21 protein-coding genes are annotated in these 17,790 nt (G+C 36.8%); 12 read left to right on the top strand and 9 right to left on the bottom strand.

Going from position 1 to position 17,790, the window contains the following annotated elements; genetic code table 11:
- Positions 1–303: 303 nt before the first annotated feature.
- On the top strand, positions 304–627 hold the full coding sequence (gene rbp / locus K2F26_RS16140) for an RNA-binding regulator (protein WP_220608622.1): 324 nt from the start codon (positions 304–306) through the stop codon (positions 625–627).
- A 129-nt stretch (positions 628–756) separates the two neighbouring features.
- Positions 757–951, top strand: a complete 195-nt coding sequence (gene rpsU / locus K2F26_RS16135) for a 30S ribosomal protein S21 (RefSeq protein ID WP_013192888.1) — start codon at positions 757–759, stop codon at positions 949–951.
- A 225-nt stretch (positions 952–1,176) separates the two neighbouring features.
- On the opposite strand, the gene K2F26_RS16130 is transcribed toward rpsU, so the two are convergent.
- The 3 genes from K2F26_RS16130 to K2F26_RS16120 all read right to left on the bottom strand — a co-directional run bounded on the left by K2F26_RS16130 (position 1,177) and on the right by K2F26_RS16120 (position 3,474).
- Positions 1,177–2,064 (bottom strand): hypothetical protein, encoded by an 888-nt coding sequence (locus K2F26_RS16130; RefSeq protein WP_220608621.1) that lies wholly within the window; start codon positions 2,062–2,064, stop codon positions 1,177–1,179.
- 130 nt (positions 2,065–2,194) lie between these two features.
- Positions 2,195–2,704 (bottom strand): hypothetical protein, encoded by a 510-nt coding sequence (locus K2F26_RS16125; protein WP_220608620.1) that lies wholly within the window; start codon positions 2,702–2,704, stop codon positions 2,195–2,197.
- Positions 2,705–2,823: 119 nt separating this feature from the next.
- On the bottom strand, positions 2,824–3,474 hold the full coding sequence (locus K2F26_RS16120) for a class I SAM-dependent methyltransferase (protein WP_220608619.1): 651 nt from the start codon (positions 3,472–3,474) through the stop codon (positions 2,824–2,826).
- Between the two features lie 153 nt (positions 3,475–3,627).
- Between K2F26_RS16120 and K2F26_RS16115 the strand changes: the two genes are divergently transcribed.
- The gene (locus tag K2F26_RS16115; RefSeq protein ID WP_220608618.1) at positions 3,628–5,283 is read left to right on the top strand and encodes an ArnT family glycosyltransferase; all 1,656 of its coding nucleotides are present in this window, start codon (positions 3,628–3,630) and stop codon (positions 5,281–5,283) included.
- A gap of 215 nt (positions 5,284–5,498) precedes the next feature.
- On the opposite strand, the gene K2F26_RS16110 is transcribed toward K2F26_RS16115, so the two are convergent.
- Positions 5,499–6,293, bottom strand: coding sequence for a histidine kinase (locus tag K2F26_RS16110; RefSeq protein ID WP_220608617.1), 795 nt, complete (start codon positions 6,291–6,293; stop codon positions 5,499–5,501).
- A gap of 166 nt (positions 6,294–6,459) precedes the next feature.
- On the opposite strand from K2F26_RS16110, the gene K2F26_RS16105 reads away from it, so the two are divergent.
- The 3 genes from K2F26_RS16105 to K2F26_RS16095 are packed head-to-tail and all read left to right on the top strand — an operon-like array spanning position 6,460 to position 8,079.
- Positions 6,460–6,684: a hypothetical protein gene (locus K2F26_RS16105; protein ID WP_096565963.1), complete on the top strand. Its 225-nt coding sequence runs from the start codon at positions 6,460–6,462 to the stop codon at positions 6,682–6,684.
- A 2-nt stretch (positions 6,685–6,686) separates the two neighbouring features.
- Positions 6,687–7,022, top strand: coding sequence for a cytochrome c6 PetJ (gene petJ, locus K2F26_RS16100; RefSeq protein WP_194058972.1), 336 nt, complete (start codon positions 6,687–6,689; stop codon positions 7,020–7,022).
- Between the two features lie 37 nt (positions 7,023–7,059).
- A complete protein-coding gene (locus K2F26_RS16095) occupies positions 7,060–8,079 on the top strand; it encodes an aldo/keto reductase (protein WP_220611911.1) in 1,020 nt (339 codons plus the stop codon).
- A gap of 145 nt (positions 8,080–8,224) precedes the next feature.
- Here K2F26_RS16095 and K2F26_RS24890 read toward each other — a convergent pair whose 3' ends face one another.
- The 5 genes from K2F26_RS24890 to K2F26_RS16075 form a co-directional block, all read right to left on the bottom strand.
- The gene (locus K2F26_RS24890) at positions 8,225–8,578 is read right to left on the bottom strand and encodes an RNA-guided endonuclease InsQ/TnpB family protein (protein ID WP_246605616.1); all 354 of its coding nucleotides are present in this window, start codon (positions 8,576–8,578) and stop codon (positions 8,225–8,227) included.
- Positions 8,556–8,897, bottom strand: coding sequence for a helix-turn-helix domain-containing protein (locus K2F26_RS24885; RefSeq protein WP_246605389.1), 342 nt, complete (start codon positions 8,895–8,897; stop codon positions 8,556–8,558). The genes K2F26_RS24890 and K2F26_RS24885 overlap by 23 nt, the downstream gene beginning before the upstream one ends.
- A 272-nt stretch (positions 8,898–9,169) precedes the next feature.
- A complete protein-coding gene (locus tag K2F26_RS16085; protein WP_220608616.1) occupies positions 9,170–9,622 on the bottom strand; it encodes a DUF6636 domain-containing protein in 453 nt (150 codons plus the stop codon).
- A 114-nt stretch (positions 9,623–9,736) separates the two neighbouring features.
- Positions 9,737–9,877 carry a photosystem I reaction center subunit VIII gene (psaI, locus tag K2F26_RS16080; protein ID WP_096565957.1) on the bottom strand — a complete coding sequence of 47 codons (141 nt, stop codon included), beginning with the start codon at positions 9,875–9,877 and terminating at the stop codon, positions 9,737–9,739.
- A gap of 97 nt (positions 9,878–9,974) precedes the next feature.
- Positions 9,975–12,557, bottom strand: coding sequence for a hypothetical protein (locus tag K2F26_RS16075; protein ID WP_246605388.1), 2,583 nt, complete (start codon positions 12,555–12,557; stop codon positions 9,975–9,977).
- Between the two features lie 364 nt (positions 12,558–12,921).
- Between K2F26_RS16075 and K2F26_RS16070 the strand changes: the two genes are divergently transcribed.
- The 6 genes from K2F26_RS16070 (at position 12,922) to K2F26_RS16045 (ending at position 17,408) form a co-directional block, all read left to right on the top strand.
- Positions 12,922–13,419, top strand: a complete 498-nt coding sequence (locus K2F26_RS16070) for a hypothetical protein (RefSeq protein WP_220608615.1) — start codon at positions 12,922–12,924, stop codon at positions 13,417–13,419.
- Between the two features lie 146 nt (positions 13,420–13,565).
- The gene (locus K2F26_RS16065; protein WP_220611909.1) at positions 13,566–14,234 is read left to right on the top strand and encodes a pentapeptide repeat-containing protein; all 669 of its coding nucleotides are present in this window, start codon (positions 13,566–13,568) and stop codon (positions 14,232–14,234) included.
- 328 nt (positions 14,235–14,562) lie between these two features.
- Positions 14,563–15,387: an SDR family oxidoreductase gene (locus tag K2F26_RS16060; RefSeq protein WP_194058984.1), complete on the top strand. Its 825-nt coding sequence runs from the start codon at positions 14,563–14,565 to the stop codon at positions 15,385–15,387.
- Positions 15,388–15,408: 21 nt separating this feature from the next.
- Positions 15,409–16,338, top strand: coding sequence for an alpha/beta fold hydrolase (locus K2F26_RS16055; RefSeq protein WP_437441034.1), 930 nt, complete (start codon positions 15,409–15,411; stop codon positions 16,336–16,338).
- 250 nt (positions 16,339–16,588) lie between these two features.
- Positions 16,589–17,152 (top strand): Uma2 family endonuclease, encoded by a 564-nt coding sequence (locus tag K2F26_RS16050; protein ID WP_220608614.1) that lies wholly within the window; start codon positions 16,589–16,591, stop codon positions 17,150–17,152.
- A 43-nt stretch (positions 17,153–17,195) separates the two neighbouring features.
- A complete protein-coding gene (locus K2F26_RS16045) occupies positions 17,196–17,408 on the top strand; it encodes a hypothetical protein (protein WP_220608613.1) in 213 nt (70 codons plus the stop codon).
- Positions 17,409–17,790 lie beyond the last annotated feature (382 nt).

Genomic DNA, 17,790 nt, shown 5'->3' with positions numbered 1-17,790 from the left:
ATTCTTTTCCATGTAGACTTGAGTTATGCTATGATTAGAAACTACGCTAAATGAGAGTGACAATTCCTAAAATCCTTAATGATTTTTTAGCTTTCAGCCTTCCATCAGTAGCTAGTCTGCTATTCAGTTGGAGCTAGTCCATAGGTGGCTGAAGAAATGTTACTCAATGTGAGTTCATATTCAAAGGCTGTGCTATACTCGCGGATATAAGGATTATTTTCGGTTGAGTAAGTCGTTTTAATTTGTTTTAAATGCGTCTCTCCGAATCTAACTCTCTACACTCTCTGGTTTGGGAGACCATCTATGTCGATTTATGTTGGAAATTTGTCCTATCAGGTGACAGCAGAAGATTTGAAACTGGCTTTTGCTGAATACGGGACAGTTAGCTCGGTGCAGCTACCGACTGATAGGGAAACAGGCCGTCCACGAGGTTTTGCCTTTGTGGAAATGTCGTCTGAAGCTGAAGAAACAGCAGCTATTGAAGCACTTGATGGTGCTGAGTGGATGGGGAGAGGTTTAAAAGTGAACAAGGCTAGACCCCGTGAGGAAAGAGGTTCTTCTCGTGGAAGCTGGGGTGGCGGCGGTGGCCGTTCTGGTGGAGGTCGTGGAGGCGATCGCCGTTATTAATCCTGTTCTGAAGAAATTTTAAATCTTTGAAATCTAGAGTCTCCAGCAGATAAAGCCCAGGGTTTGACTCTGCTGAGATATTTTTATACTCTAGTTTGTATGTGTTAAACCAAAAAAGGAGAAATAGGAATGACACAAGTAGTTTTAGGGGAAAATGAAGGTATTGAATCAGCTTTGCGGAGATTTAAACGTGAAGTTTCAAAAGCCGGAATTTTCCAAGATATGCGGAAGAATCGCCATTTTGAAACACCTTTAGAAAAAGAGAAGCGTAAAGCCATAGCTAGACACAAGCAACGTCGTCAACAACGTTCTCGCTTCAAGTAATAGAGTAGGTGACAGGTGACAGGTGACAGGTGACATTAATGATCTCTGCAACTGTAAAAACCAGTTAGCATCCCTTCATTATTCCCCTTAACTTCTGTTTTTTCTGGCGATAGATTCTAGAAGCCACAAGTAATTAGTAGAAACTAATAGAAAACCTGTTTGTAGTAGTGCTGCATTTATTGATTTTCGGCACTACTACAAGTTGTATTTAGGCTCAAAAATTAGTTAAATTTCTGCAAATGCGCGTTCAATCAAACGTCGAGCTAAAGTTTGAGTTCCTGTATGTTCATAGTAATTAGTGGACACATCTAGAAACGCCGCCACATAGTCTAATTTATCATCAGCAAATTCAAGAAACCCGCTCAAGTTACCAAGAACTTTCTGTGCTGTTAAAGCATTAGCAGAAACTAAGCCATTCATCCAACCTTTAACAGAATCAAGACTTTCACCAATAAAGTTTAGTTTACCACCAGGGCTACTACCAGGGATAAAATTGCTCATTGCTTTGAAAGTGGAGTTTTGATCCAACTCGTGGGGATTCATGTTACTGAGAAAACTTAATGATTTCTCAATGAAATCAGGACCCAAAGGCAGGATACCATCAACAGCAACCAAGGCTGCCATGCGGATCATTGACTCACCACTATATTCACCTAAAGCACCAACAAAATCGCCAATACTATCACCAGGAATACCGTTAATTTGACAAAAAGCGACTAATTCAGCGACTACTTTTAATGTCAAATCAATAGTTTGAGCTTTATCTGCTTTGGGAGTTAAGGAGTTTAAAAAACCAAATAGGGGTATGGTTGCACCAACTTTATTAGCCAAAGCTGCTGCACCTAAAGCTTTATCAGTACCATCAACAGTTTGATATAGCCATAAAGCAGTTTGATAACCTTGGGATTTATCATTAAAAAGATAAATTGCCCGTTCACCAATTTGTTGAATTAGATCCTCATCATCTTCACCAGTCACAGTTTTAATAGTATTGACAAAACCCACAGTATTTTGCCATTCACCGGGAGCAATAAAATCCAAAGCGTTCAACATAGAAACAGTTAAACCGCTGGTTGGTAATTCATCAACTAACTCAAAAATTGGTTTACTCACAAAAATCTCCTGATTGATATTTTTTTTATAGCTGTCAGCAGTCAGTAATTAGTAATCAGCTAGGGTGAAATTATCTCCATTACAAATTATCTCCATGACAGTAGTAACTGCTATATGGAAAACTTAGAGGTTATTTCAACTTAGCTAAACCATCAAGATCGAATTTTTCAATCCAATCTTCCCTGTCACTAGCGTTAAATAATGGATCTTTAGAAATTACCTTGACTTGATATTTACCAACCAAAACCGAAGTTTGAGTTTTACCTGTTTCTACAGCAGGATAACCTTCAATTTTCTTGGTACTGTTGGCATATTTTGATGCTACTGTGGGCGTGCTGGTAGTATCAGAAATAGCTAACTGCGCTACAACTTTACCGTCTTTTTTCAAATTCGCTTCTGAAAAGCCTTTTTTCTCTTGGGTATAAACTCGGTCGTAATCATCATCACTTTCAGGAAAGAAAGCATTTAATTTACTACCCTGAGTGGCATTTTTAACAACTGCCTGACCGCTTTTTTGTTTTGTGCTTTCCTGTTGTACCTGATCAAAACGATTGGGTGCTTTTTCCGCACAAGCGGTAGTCAGCAATAAAACACATAGTAATAAACTGGCTAAAATCCTGCGCCCACGAGATAAAATCACGTTTTTGCTCCTTCCATGCTTGAGGGTTGAGGTAATTATCTGCTTAGTCTAGTCTTTCCGGTCAAAAATTTACTATTTGATCATGATTGGTATTGAAGATGACGAATCTTTTGATAGATTTATGATTCCACGCGATAAGCTATCACCGCATAGAAGGGATCTCCTCCTGGTAAACCTAACCATTGTAAAAAATTCGGCGCTGTTGATTTATTGACAACTACTTCAGGAGTAGAAAACCCTGGTACTGAAGCAAAATAACGCTTAACTAGCTCAACTCTAGACGCTTCTGAGGCATCCCGCCAGATTTGAATCGCCTTTTGATAAAACATCCGGTTAGAAAAGCTGATAATAGCCACACCACCAGGTTTGAGAATGCGATGAATCTCGGAAAATACAGCCTCTGGATATTGAATGTACTGGACAGAAACACAATTGACAACAACATCAAAATCTTGATCTGGCAAAGGTAGCTGAGGTTGTGAGTTGAGATTTTGCACGAAATAATGGTTCAGTCGAGGATTGCGTGATAGTTCCTCGGCGTTGAGTCCATGTCCCTCCACATGAGCAAATTCTATTTCTTCTGGTAGATGAGACACCCAACTGCTCATCATATCAAAAATGCGCGTGTTCGGTTGGAGTCGCTGACGATATAAATCTGTTAATTGTTGAATAAAGCCTTCATCAACATGGGTGACAAAGCGTGGGTAGTCATAAAACAATTTATCATCGGTGTCATCTAACTTGAGACGTTGTTCTGGTCGCAACAGCATAAAATTTGTTTGAGAGTTTGTGTGAGAAAAAATTGCCTGATTTGTGTCAATTTGGTGAGTATTTTGATTTTGAATTGTGTATACTAACCGAACTAATTTTAAAACAAAACTGTTACACAATCTACTGATCAACTGATGATTATCATTAATTAAATGTTCTATAAATCACCTTTATTGACAGATGTCTGGCTGCAAATTCGTTTATTGACAAAATCACACTATGCTCTTTTGTTAATTTGGTTACTACCTTTATTGCTATTTACTTCTGGTGAAACTAGCCTGATGGCACATGACGAAGCTCTTTATGCAACAAGAGCGCGTTTGATGTTTGATTCTGGTGACTGGATAGCACCTTGGGAAAATGCCCATCATAAAACCCCTGGTTTTTATTGGTTAATTGCTGTTTTTTATCAGTTATTTGGTGTCAGTGATACCACTGCCAGAATACCTGCTATGATTGCGGGAATTGTCTGTACATTTGTGATATATGAAATAGCTAAAATATTGCTGGGTAAAAAGTTAGCTTACCTATCGACGGCTATCTTGAGTGTAGAATTTCTCTGGCTACAATATTGTCGTTTAGCTGCACCTGATGTACCTACAATTCTATTAGTGTGTTTAGGTATTTTGTGTTTATTAAATTCTGAATTTTATCCAAAATATAGATTGATTGATGGTTTTATTTTTGGTTTCTGTTTTGGTTTAGGATTCTTGCTCAGAAGCTTTATGATTTTTTTGCCGATGGTGGCTTTATTACCTTATTTAATTGGAGAAAATCGCCGTCATAATCATCTTAGCAACCCGATGTTATATGTAGGGTTTTTAGTCGGATTTATTCCTACTTTAGTTTGGTTATGGTTTAGCTGGCAGCGTTATGGTGGTGATAGTTTTGGCCAGTTGTGGGATTTTGTCGTGCGACTGGGTAGTCGTGAACAACATGGAAATAATATATTTTTCTATTTTTGGAATATTCCTTTAAAATCTTTTCCTTGGTTCTTTTTTAGCCTTTTAGGTTTAGCTTTAGTAATTCGTAAACCTATCCCTCGCTATCAATTATTATTAGTGGGTTTTCCTGTTGTTTTATTTTTAGAAATCAGTTTATTTTTGACTCGATTTTCTCATTATAGTCTTTGTCTTTATCCTTTTATTGCTATGTTTGCCGCTGTGGGTTTAGACTGGTTGGGAAAAAATTACCAACAAAGAAAATCGAGTACAGTTAGTAACTTTATTAAAGTTAAAGCATCTCTTAACCGAAATATTAGTTATGTATTTGGTATTTTAGGAATTATCTTTATTTTAGCTGGTGTAGTGGTTTTATTTGCAGGTTTTGTTGATATTCAAAAGTATGCAATTTTGGCGGTAATTTCTGGTTTAGGTTGTTTAATTGTGCTTTTAATTTGGATTGGATGTTATCATTTTCAGCAAAAATTTCTCACTTCTCGTTACTGGGTTGGTGGTTGGTTAATTGCCAGTTGGTTATCTTTAGCTACGGCTGGGAGTTTAGGTTTATTAGGAGATTTTAACCCTGAATTTAGAATGTTTTTTCAGCAAGAATCTATTGCGTCAATTCTCCAAAATCATCCGGTAGCTTTTGTCAAATCCGATGATAAATATTCGGTTTTGATTAATTTTTATACTCCTATTCATGGTCAAAAAGTAGAGTCAATTTCTCAATTACCAGCTTTGAATTATGCTTGGATTTATACACCAAAATATGATAAGTTAAATAATAAAAATTATCGCGTCATTGATAGTATTAAAAATTATCAATTAATTCAAGTTTTACCAGTTGAAAATAAAAGTTCGTAGTAAGGGCTTTAGCCCTTGAGAAAGCGATAAATCGCTTACTACGAACCAACTTTATTTGACATTAGCTTCTGGTTGATGAGAGTCTTTGCTTTAGCCCTTGAGAAAGCGATAAATCGCTTACTACGAACCAACTTTATTTGACATTAGCTTCTGGTTGATGAGAGTCTTTGCTTTAGCCCTTGAGAAAGCGATAAATCGCTTACTACGAACCAACTTTATTTGACATTAGCTTTTTGTTGATGAGAGTCTTTATCTTTGAATAAATCAGCCGCTGCTAATAATAACTCTCTCAAATTTTGTTTTAATTGACGTTCTTTTTTCGCTATTGCTGCACCTGCTTCACTGAGTTTATTTTCCAGTTGTGAATGTTTTTCTTTTACTTGTGTAGTCACATTTTCCGCTTGGGGACGGGTTTGATTATACCAGGTTTTGGCATCGTCTAAATATTCTTTAACTTCTACAGAACGTCCGCCATAACGTGCGGCTAAATTAGCGCGAATAATGGCTAATTGTGCCTGTAATTGAGCGTAGCGTTTATTTAATAATGCGACTTCCTCACTATTTTGGATAGTATTAACTGCTGAGGCGATCGCATTTTTAATACTATCTGATTTTTCTTGACTTGTATTCTGAATTTCTGCTAACATTCCTTCAACTTCTTGTTGCAGTTGTTCTTCTTCGTTATCTAATTTCGCCTGAATTTGTTTGAGTTCTGTTTGGGTTTTCACAATCGCTTCATGTCTTTTGCTATTCACCCCTTCTAAAGCACCTTCAATAGAAGCTGTGACTTCTTCTTTAATTTCGCTACCTTTATCTTGGAGATTTTCAATTACTGTAGAAACAGCATCTTTAACTAAAGTGCGTAAGTCACTAGAACCTTCTTTGACTTCAGCAGAAACTTGAGAAACTGCGGTTCTGACAATTTCTCTAATGTTTTCTGTTCTTAATTGTCCAGTAGCTTTGGCTTCTTGTAAATCTGCTTGGATTTTTTCTTTAATGTTGTTAGTCATTGTTAATCCTGATAATAATCATAATGCTACATAGTCATTATGACTCATGATTTTTTTGTCTACACACATCCTGGAGATAGAAAACAGCGAATCAAAAGTTAGATTTGTGCAAAGTCACCAATTATGAGATGATAAATAATCAGGGTTGAAATTCTGGAAATTAACTATGTGGCGTGTAAATATCACTTGTTCGGGAGATGCTTGGAAAATTCATGGTGCTGAGTTTAAAACAATGGCGCAAAATTATCGAGGTGAAGTGATATCTTCTAAAAAACTGCCCGATGGTACTCGCATCATGGCTTATAAAATTGAAGATGTCAGTGATGCTGAGGAGTTTCAAGAAAAATGCGCTAATTTTCCAGGGTTTACATCTGATTTTGAATCATTATAACCATGAAAAAACTCATACCTTTGTTATTATTCACTTTCTGTTTGTGGATAATCAATTTTACTTTACCCGCTAACGCTTTAAATACCCAAAATGGGGCAGAAGTTTTTAGCGTGCATTGTGTTGGATGTCATATCAATGGTGGTAACATTATTAGAAGAGGTAAGAATTTAAAAAAGAATGCTCTGAAAAAATATGGTATGGATTCTTTAGAGGCGATTACAAACATAGTTACTAATGGTAAAAGTAATATGTCAGCTTATAAAGAAAGGTTGACAACGGAAGAAATTAAAAATGTCGCAGCTTATGTTTTGGAACAAGCAGAAAACAACTGGAAATAATCAGATCAACAATAACACAAACAATAACATCAAAAATATCATGTTACCGCAAACAAGTTATTTACAATTTACCTCTGATTTAAAGATTTGCCGACTTTTAAATGGAATGTGGCAAGTTTCTGGAGGACATGGAAGGATAAACCAGAAAGCTGCTATTGAGTCCATGTTTCAATATGTGGATGCTGGTTTTACGACTTGGGACTTAGCAGATCATTATGGACCTGCAGAAGATTTTATTGGTGAATTTCGTCGTCAGTTAATCGCAACTCGTGGAGAAGAAGCGGTTAATAATATTCAAGCTTTTACAAAATGGGTCCCCCGTCCGGGAAAGATGACGAAACAAATAGTAGAGGAAAATATTAATATTTCTCTGCGTAGAATGGATGTTAAATCATTGGATTTAATGCAGTTCCATTGGTGGGAATATCGTGACCCTAATTATTTAGATGCTCTCAAATATATGGCAGAATTGCAAACCGAGGGCAAAATTAAACATTTAGCTTTGACTAATTTTGATACGGAACATTTGCAAATTATCACCGACGCAGGAATTAAGATTGTTTCTAACCAGGTGCAGTATTCTTTGGTTGACAGAAGACCACAGGTAAACATGGCTAAATTGTGTGAAGAACATGATATTAAATTGTTTACTTATGGTAGTGTGTGCGGTGGTTTGTTATCAGAAAAATATTTAAATCAACCAGAACCACGGGGTTTTGATTTGAATACAACCAGCTTGAAGAAATACAAAAATATGATTGATGCTTGGGGTGGTTGGAGATTATTTCAAGAATTGCTTTCCACCCTGAAACAAATTGCCGATAAACATCAAGTGAGTATTGCTAATGTGGCTGTGAATTACATTTTAAATCAGCCAGCAGTAGGAGGTGTAATTGTCGGTTCTAGGTTAGGAATTGCAGAACATATTGTAGATAATGCGCGGGTATTTGAGTTGAGTTTGGATGCAGAAGATGTGGAAAAGATAAATGCGGTTTCGCAGCAGTCACGGGATTTATATCAGTTAATTGGTGACTGTGGGGATGAGTATCGAAGGTAGTTAAGCAGGGGTTAGGGAATAACTAACCGCTATATAAAACCTACTCAAATCTACTTATCTACTAATAGGCTGACTCTTGAGTGTCGTTTACTTCCTGCTTCACCCTGAAAGTGTCGGCACTACTCAGTCCACAGGCTAACACTGTCTAGCTGACAGCTTTTGAGAGATTCATAGCTGCATTCAAATCCCTGTCACACTCAAATCCGCAGCTATTACACTTAAACACTCTTTCACTCAATGAGAGAGTTTCTTTTTTTACTCCACAATGGGAGCAGGTTTTAGAACTAGGAAACCACCTATCAACTATCACTAATTTTGTCCCGTACAGTTGACATTTATACTCTAATTGTCTCCTCAATTCATAAAAACCCATATCGGAAATTGCCTTTGCTAGTTTATGATTAGCTAACATTCCAGAAACATTCAAATCCTCTATCACTATCACACCGTGGTTTTTGGCTAATAGTGTAGTTAACTTATGTAATGTATCTTTTCTGATATTCGCTATCTTTTGATTTTCTTTGAAAACATCTATCCCAGGATTTTCTTAAATTCCTTAATGCTTCTTGTGGTGCTGATTTGGAACATTCATAATACCATTGATTCGTCGGTTTGACTAAGGCTACTAACCATTTATGTAGGTCTATTGCTGTAGGAAATTTGATTTTCTCTTGAGGATTATTTTGGTTATGGTCTAAGATTTGTTTAGTTAGAGATAATCCCCAATTCCAGGCATGACGGACTACTCCACAGTGTTTTACTATGTTTATCCGTTGAATGTGGTTTAACTTTAACTCGGTTTTAAATCCTAGTAGCAATGATTTTACGTCTTCTGTATTTCGGGGTATTTCACTACTTTCTTACCTATCAAGTCTGAGCGTCAAAACTTATGATACCATAAGTAAAGTGATAGTAAGTTAATGTATACATTAATTAATAATACCCCAAGTCAGCTATGTATTAACCGAGAAATTTTTGTTGCTGTTAGAGATGATTGTTTAAACTTACTCATATCCTCATGATAGCTTCCTATTTAATCAGATATGAGTAGATTTAGGTAGATATTTTGATTCAGTTACTAGCCCCTCATTTATTGTCCCAATACCCGCCATTTTTCCCGACTCAGGAAGAACCCAATACCATTACTATTAGTACAAGTTAGTCCGTTTCTTTGGGAAACACACTTAAACCCGCCATGATTCCAAGTTTGACCATAACCAAGAACAGATTTATTAGGGTCAGCAATGGTATCACTAATACAAAGAATTTCCGGTTTACTGGTTGCAGGTAACATCAAACCACGTCCCCAGTCAAATTCACAATATCCACGGTAAGGTTGAGGTGGTTGGGGTTTCAGGTCACTAGCGATTTCACAGCGCAAACTGTTGGTATTAATATCTTCACCTTCCATTAACTCACAGAAAATATTACCACTGGGGGTCTTAAACCCTTTCGGCGCAGCAATACTTACCTGTGATATTGATAAACTTATGATTGTAACTGTAACAGATAAAATACTGATTTCTTTCAGTTGTTTATACATATTTATCACTTTTATCACTTAGTCATGAAATTAAATCGGCTGGCTATAGGTACGGGTAATTGGTAAAAAACACAGCAGTTAATTACCGATTACCCATTACCTATGACTTAAAAATTAAGCAATATCTTCGCGTTCAATATATAAAAACATAAACGCGAAAGCGACTGCTGGGAAAACCAAACCAGTCAAAGGAACGAAAATGGAAGGCAAAAATGAAGAATAAGCCAGAATTGAAGGCAAAAATGAAGTTGACATAGTAAGAGTCCTTGGAAGTCACACTACAATTCACTTAGGAGCTTACTGCAAAATTCCGCCTCTTTTTGGAAATTCTCAAGATTTTTAACAAAACCGTTTACATTCCCAGTACCTCATCGAGTTCCATTGTCGGTAAGTTGGGAGGTATGACAGTTTTAACTATTGTAACTTTATGGCTTTCCTGTTGGGTACTTGTATCGAGAGCGATCGCCCCTACTAACACTTCTAGACAACCTAAAGGTACAATTAATTGAGCGATCGCTTCCCAATTTCCCCAAGGGGTAGTCCGCAAATCTTGGATCAGATGAGGTCCGTCTAGCAACCCACGAGTTTGGTAATCTTCCACCCATAACTTTAATACAACTGTTGATGATGCTTGGGACAGTTCTAAGCGCACTTTTATAGATGAGCCAGCAAGTAATTCACCATTGGGTAAAAACAGTTGGGGTGTGGGTAAAGATGTTAGTACCGGAGGAGATACATCCAGCAGTTGTTCCTGTGGTTCAGAAGGTTGATTGCGGTCTTCATTGCTCAAGGTCATATATGTATCATCTAGAACTATTTCTTGAGACAACAATTGAGATATGTTGGGAGATGATTCTGGTTCGGGGTTTGGTTCACTTGTGCCTAGAATCATGTGTTCTGGCAAATCTATAACTTCTTCTACTTCTATTTCTGCATCTAAATTTAAATTGAGAAGTAATTCATCTGTAAAAGCGGGTGGAACATCAGGATTTTCATCATTCAGAATTACAGGAGGCTCATCCGTTGATTCACTGATATTATCTGTATTATTAGTCTGCTGAGTATCAACTTCTTCATTAGTATTATCCTCTAGATATACCAACTCTGTTCCTTCATCTAATAAGTATCCTTGACTCTTGATCCATTTTTGAATCAGAGGAGATGTTTCTGGAGTGATTTCTGTTGTGTTGACTGTGGTTTCTACTGGTGTGTTGACTGTGGTTTCTTGTGGTGTGATTTCTGGTGTATTTAATTCCTCGATATCGAGAATAGGAACTTGAGGAATTGTATTTTCTATCAATTCATTTTCTATCAATTCATTTTCTATCAATTCATTTTCTATCAATTCCACCACAGAAGTTTCTTCATGTTCCTTGCTGGGTAGTAATTCTGGTGTATTTTCTGGCTTTGATAATTGAATTTCAATCAATTTGGGCAGATTGTTTTTGGTTTTTGAGTTTGGTTCTGTTGCAGGTTTTAAACGTTTCAAGTATGGGAAAGAAGTTTTAACCTGTTTGATCACCAGTTTGTCCAGATTTATGGGTGGTATCTGACTAGGGTTGTTGACAGTTCCTTCTGATAAGCTGGAGTCTGCATTGGCAGAATTGCCAGCGATCGCATTTTTGTGAATCCGGGGTAATTTTGGCAGTGTGGGTGAACTTCCATCCAAAACAACCAATGGTTTTATTCTTGGGGGTAGAGGTTTGTTAGCTGCTGGTTTTAAAATATGAAACTGCGCTAATTTGGGAGTTTTGACGATATTGAATAGTTCTAAACTTACACGATGAGGTCGTTTTGGTTTGGTTGCGACATCCTCAGTTGGTGGTAAGTTATCATCAGGTAACAAGTCTGGTGGACTAGATTTTTCTCTAGATTTTGCTGAGGTAACGGTCAGTAATTCAGTGACATCTGCTGTAATTATGAAAGGATGGCTGGCTAACAGTATGACTTCGCCACCTTTGGTTAGAGTGCCATATAAACTAATATTGGACAAAATCAACTTAGATTCACAGTCTTTGGGAATTTCAATGATACTACTAAATGTAAAAGGTAAGATTTGATCTGTTAAAGGCTGTGTGAATTGAGCTAAGATATTGGATTCTAAAGGCGATCGCAGTTGACTAATTAGTTGTAGTTGAAAACAATGATTAATATTAGTTGTAGATAATATTTCATTTGCCAAATTGTCAATTTCTGCCAGTTCCACATACCCATTTACTGTCAAAGTTTTTCCCCAACGAGCAATATAGGTATCCCGTTCTAGAGATAAATGGAGTGGTGAGGGTGGGGATACAACTGGTGAAATATCCTCATCTGATTGTTCTTCATCCCAAGATTCAGAACTGGGTAAAGCTAAATCGAGGACGCTTTGTAAAATTTGTTCGGCTGTTTCCCCTTTGAATAATACTGGGCTAACCGGCTGATTGATGATTGTATCTTCTGCGGTTGCTGTAGACAAAGGATTGATGTCCAGGTTGCTGGGTGAAGCAACTGCAAATTCATCTTCCTGAGTGGGTGTCACCTGGGACTCTTCGTTAAATTGATCACCACTACCTAACAATGGTTGCTCATTCAACTCTAGGGGCAAAACTTTAAGGATGAGGCTATATTGCCAGGATTTTCCCAGTATATTCGTCATTAAGTCGGCAGAGCAACGTAATTCCCAAATTCCCGGTTTGAGGTCAGTAAAGGGAATTACTGCCATCAGCCCCTCTGCATTGGTACGACGCAAACGTTTAAAAATGCGGCGTTTGGCTGGAACTTCCTGAATTGAGGAGTGAATTACCCGCACTTCTACATTTGTATTAGCAAGGTGAGAACGAGCCAAAACTCTGTACTTACCTGCGAAAATTCTTAAATTTGGCGATTCCAGGGTTTGCCAATTGCGATCGCCCTGCTTCTGTATCAGAAATTGCCAGTGTTCCATTGGAGTCATGCCCAAGCCCAGGATCAGCCGATTAATTTTTTGTATTAACTTGTTTGTCAGTTTAACTCAGTACGAGGTAAGAAAGTAAGCTTTATTAACTTTTTCTACTTTTTTTTCACTGGTTTTTTCACTGGATAGTTATTTTCGCCATGCTGCACTATATCTATGTCTGAGCCAAAAACATCTCAACAGCATATCATGATAATTATTTACTAATAATCCAATTTGAAGTTCTGAACGCTGTATCAGTATGAATGGTTAAAAATATGACAATTAATGGTTTTGAGTTGATTTATTATTAATATTAATTGTCATTGAGCTTGCACAGAACTACTGGAACAATATTAATTTTTTGAGAAGTACCAGTTTGATTATGACCAATCCCAAAATTTTTTCTACCTCTTTAAATTTTCAAGAAGATTACCCTTGTCCTGTGTGTCGTGTTGGTAAAATTTCCTCTATGCCGTTAATGGAGGCTATGTCTTGTGACTTTTGTCACGAAATTTTTACTGTCAATTTGGAAACACAACAAATTAAAATGCCTTCTAGACAACCGCCCCTGGTTTGGCGGTGGAATGGCTTTAAGTGGACTCAAGCCCAGTTAGAAGGTGTAGAATTAGGTTGGGGCTATGTGTTAGCCGCAATTGCTTTTGTGATCTTACCTACTATTTTAATTGGCATAGGAGCTTATTATTTACCACCAAAACCAGATGTTCCTCTTTCTTGGATACCTTATGTTTGGACATTACTCACATTTTTGTCACATTCAGCAATTATAGTTTGGATTTTTATTGAAGTTTATCAAATTCCCATTAGGGCATATTGGCGTGGGATCACTCAGTGGACAAATGGCATAATTCGTAATTCGTAATTCGTAATTCGTAATTCGTAATTCGTAATTAAGAATAACTCTTCCCAGTCACCAATCACCAATCACCAATCACCAGTCACCTGTACCTAAGAGAACGACATCTCGCATAATGTAATTATTATTTAAGTTTTCACCTGTACATCATGATGAGCGAACTGGAGCGGTATTATAGAGTTTTAGATTTAGAGCCTGGAGCAACACTAGAAGAGATTAACCAGGCTTACAAAGATTTAGTGTTTGTTTGGCATCCTGATCGCCTACCTAAAGATAACCACCGCTTGCAACAAAAAGCTCAAGACAAGATAAAAGCTTTGAATGAGGCTCGTGAAAAATTACGTTCCCTAAAAGATCAACCTCAAACTGCAAATTATTCTAGACCTACTCAACCCAAACAACCATCTTCGAGTTATTATCAACCCACACAAACAAATTATCAACCACCAAATCCAAATCCTGACTTGAGCGGAAAAGATTTTAGTCGCGCTAATTTAAGTAATAAAGACTTATCTGGCAGAAATTTGAGTTATGCCAATTTAAGCGGTTCTAATCTCAGTGATACTTTTATGCACAAAGTTAATCTTAGAGGTGCGGATTTGTCGGAAGCCAATTTATTTAGAGCTAACTTGTTGTTAGCAGATTTGAGAGAAGCAAATTTACGCTCGGCTAATTTGATTGGTGCGGATCTCAGTGGTGCTGACTTGCGGGGTGCTGACTTAACAGGTGCGAGGATTCGTTCAGGCGATCGCTTGCTAGTGAAATTAATAGGTGCTAACTTAACTGGCGCTATTATGCCTGATGGCGCAATTCATCGCTGAAATACCCTGAGTTAATGACAATGAGTTAATGACAAAACATGAAGAACTAAGTTAACCTTACCTGCATATGGGAAACTTGGTAGTATTCCTGATCCCATGAATTTATGAAAAAGAGTATCTTATGTTACAGAAATTTTCAAATGTTCTGATTGAAGCTACTTGAGGGGGTTGATATTTTGTCTCAAAAGGTATTTAGGTTTTGCTGTTTAAATTTTCAGGAAAAAGTTACTGAAAAATTAGCGACAGTTATTACTTAGAAACTCTTTTAATTAACGATTGTGACAAATTGAATTGGACAAGTAATTTAATTTTTCGTATTTAGATAGTCATGAATATAGCAATAATTGGATGTGGTTATGTTGGTTGTGCAGTTTCTCAATATTGGCAGCAAAATAAAAATTTTATTATCACTGCAACTACAACAACTCCTGAGCGAGTCCCTGGACTACAAACAGTAGCTCAAAAAGTAGTAGTCACTAAAGGCAATGATTATGAATCTCTCAATTCTGTCTTAAAAAATCAAGATGTCGTCTTGTTAAGCGTAGGCGCAAAAAGTGGAACTACCTATGAAGAAACTTATTTGGAAACTGCAAAAACTGTAGTTTCTATCCTCAAGCATTCTCCCAATATTCACCACTTGATATATACAAGTAGTTATTCTATTTATGGTGATAGAAATGGTGTTTGGGTAGATGAAGAAACACCACCAGCACCCCCTAATTTTAATGCTCAAATTCTCCGCAAAACTGAAGATGTGTTACTATCAGCAGAAAATGAAAGTCTGCGGGTTTGTATTTTGCGGTTAGGGGGAATTTATGGACAGGGTAGAGAACTGGTGAAAATCTTTGGCAGGGTTGCTGGTACAACTCGTCCCGGTAACGGTGAAGAAATCACAAATTGGGTGCATTTAGATGATATTGTTAGGGCTATAGAATTTGCTCGTCTACACCGCTTACAAGGTATTTATAATTTGGTCGATGATAGCCATCTCACCAGTCGAGAATTAATTGATAATGTCCTGACAAAACATAATTTACCGAATGTGATATGGGATGCAACAAACAAGAGTAACCGTCAATATAATACCTGGGTGTCTAATCAAAAGCTAAAGGATGCAGGATACGAGTTTATTCATCCCCACATCATTTTTTAGCAACTATTGAAGTTGATAATTATGCCGCCAATGTTAGCTAATTCCTCTACCATTTCCGCATCTCCTACCCAATTTTACAATTTGGGAAATTATCGTTGTGCTTATGAAGTACATCAACCGATAAATTCTGAAGTTTCAGGTGTGCCTTTATTATTAATTCATCCTATTGGTGTAGGTTTATCACGGCATTTTTGGCAGCGTTTTTGCTGTGAGTGGTATAATACAAATCATGGCAATATCATTTACAAACCCGATTTATTGGGATGTGGTGAAAGTGATACACCCAGAAAAGCTTATACACCAATTGATTGGGCAAAACAATTACAGCATTTTTTACAAAATATCGTTAAAAAACCTGTAATTTTAATAGTGCAGGGTGCTTTATTTCCAGTAGCAATTGAATTAGTGAAATTAGAACCTAATTTAATTTCTGGACTGGTACTTTCTGGACCAACATCATGGAGTATTATTACTAAAAATGCTCCTCAATGGCGGCAAAAATTGCTGTGGGCTATTTTTGATTCACCCATAGGAAATGCGTTTTTCCGTTATGCACGTACTCGCAAATTTTTAGTTTCTTTTTCCACAGAAAGATTGTTTGCATCAGGTGATGCTGTTGATGAAGAATGGTTAAATACTTTAATAGCAGATGCTCAAAATATGGGTGGACGCTATGCTGTATTTTCCTTTTTAGCGAGGTTTTGGCAACGGGATTATAGTCATGATATTGCAGCTATGCAAAAACCAACATTAGTAGTTTTTGGAGAGCAAGCATCAGCTATTAGTAAAGAAGGAAAAACAGATACAGCAGAAGATAATTTAGCCAGTTATCTTTCTTGTTTACCCCAAGGAAGAGGGATGAAAATTAAGGGGAGAAATGTGTTACCTTATGAATCAACTGTTGATTTTGTGGCTGCAATATCGCCATTTATTCAAGGATTAAGTAGTTGATATTCATGCAACAATAAATAAGATTTTCATGAGTCCACCTGCGTGGACTTTGTTTTTGTCTTATGTCTCAAAAACCTTGCACTTTTGTCGAGTTCGAGAGATGAAAAAGAAATTTTGAAATTTCCTCTTGCCTCCTGCCTCAACGGAAAGACTTTTTCCGCAAACCCTAGTTAGGTCAGGCTTTTAGTCTGGCCTTTATCTATGATGTAGATAGTAGTAAAATAGGTTTAAATTTCTCAAAGTCATCAAAATGGTACACGCAATACAAAAAACTCTCACATTGGAAGAGTTTCTGCAACTACCAGAAACGAAACCAGCTAGTGAGTATATTGAAGGTCAAATTATTCAGAAACCGATGCCACAGGGAAAACATAGTATACTTCAAGGTGAACTTGTACCTGCAATTAATGTTGTCGTCAAACCTCAAAAAATCGCTCGTGCATTTCCTGAGTTACGTTGTACATTTGGTGGACGTTCAATAGTACCGGATATTGCGGTTTTTGTTTGGGATAGAATTCCCCGTGACGAAAATGGAGAAGTTGCTAATACATTTCTCACCTATCCAGATTGGACAATTGAAATTTTATCACCTGATCAAAATCAGACCAAGGTAACTAAAAATATTTTGCATTGTTTAAAATATGGTACTCAAATGGGTTGGTTAATTGATCCAGGTGAAAAAACCGTTTTTATTTATCATGCAAATCAGCAAATTGAGGTTTTTGATGAATTAGATATGTTGATTCCTGTACCTTCTTTTGCTAGTGATTTACAATTGACGGTTGGTGAGTTGTTTGGGTGGTTGTTAGAGTGAAGGTCTAAAATATAATAATTACAGATGTTAATAAGGTAATTTTATGAAACTTACACTGAAATCAAAAGTTGACGCTGATGGTAAATTGTTGTTACAACTTCCTCAACATTTCGCTAATCAAGAATTAGTCATTATTATTAGTGATGTTTCTGAAGATAAACTACCAACACCAGAAGAATTAGGATATCCTGCTGATTTTTTTGATAAAACTGCGGGAAAATGGGAAGGTGAGGTTTTGGAGAGAGAAAATATATAATATAAACTAGATACACCAAATCCCAGGAAAAAAGATAATTTTGATAAATGGCTGGCAAAAGATAAAGATGCAATTTCTGAATTTCTGGGAGTAACGTCTGGAGATAAAAAAATCATTGAACTTTGGATTATTAAAGCTAATTCTATTTCTTCTTGGGAAGATGCTTATTCTCTATGTAATTAGTTAACCTTACCGTAAGGATGGGAAAAATACAGTGCATGAACGGGTATCCGGGAGTAAGCTAATTTATAACTGCTAAACATAAACTTTAGTATGTACATAGAGACTGCACTAAAACTTACAAGTTTGTAAGTGTTTAAAATACACGGTGAACTCATGGCATCAAATTTTCAGCGCACCGTGTATATCCCATAAAATTTCT

Source organism: Sphaerospermopsis torques-reginae ITEP-024 (assembly GCF_019598945.1).
GTDB lineage: Bacteria > Cyanobacteriota > Cyanobacteriia > Cyanobacteriales > Nostocaceae > Sphaerospermopsis.
Note: the sequence above shows the minus strand (reverse complement) of the source record. Positions and strands in the feature narration are given on the sequence as shown.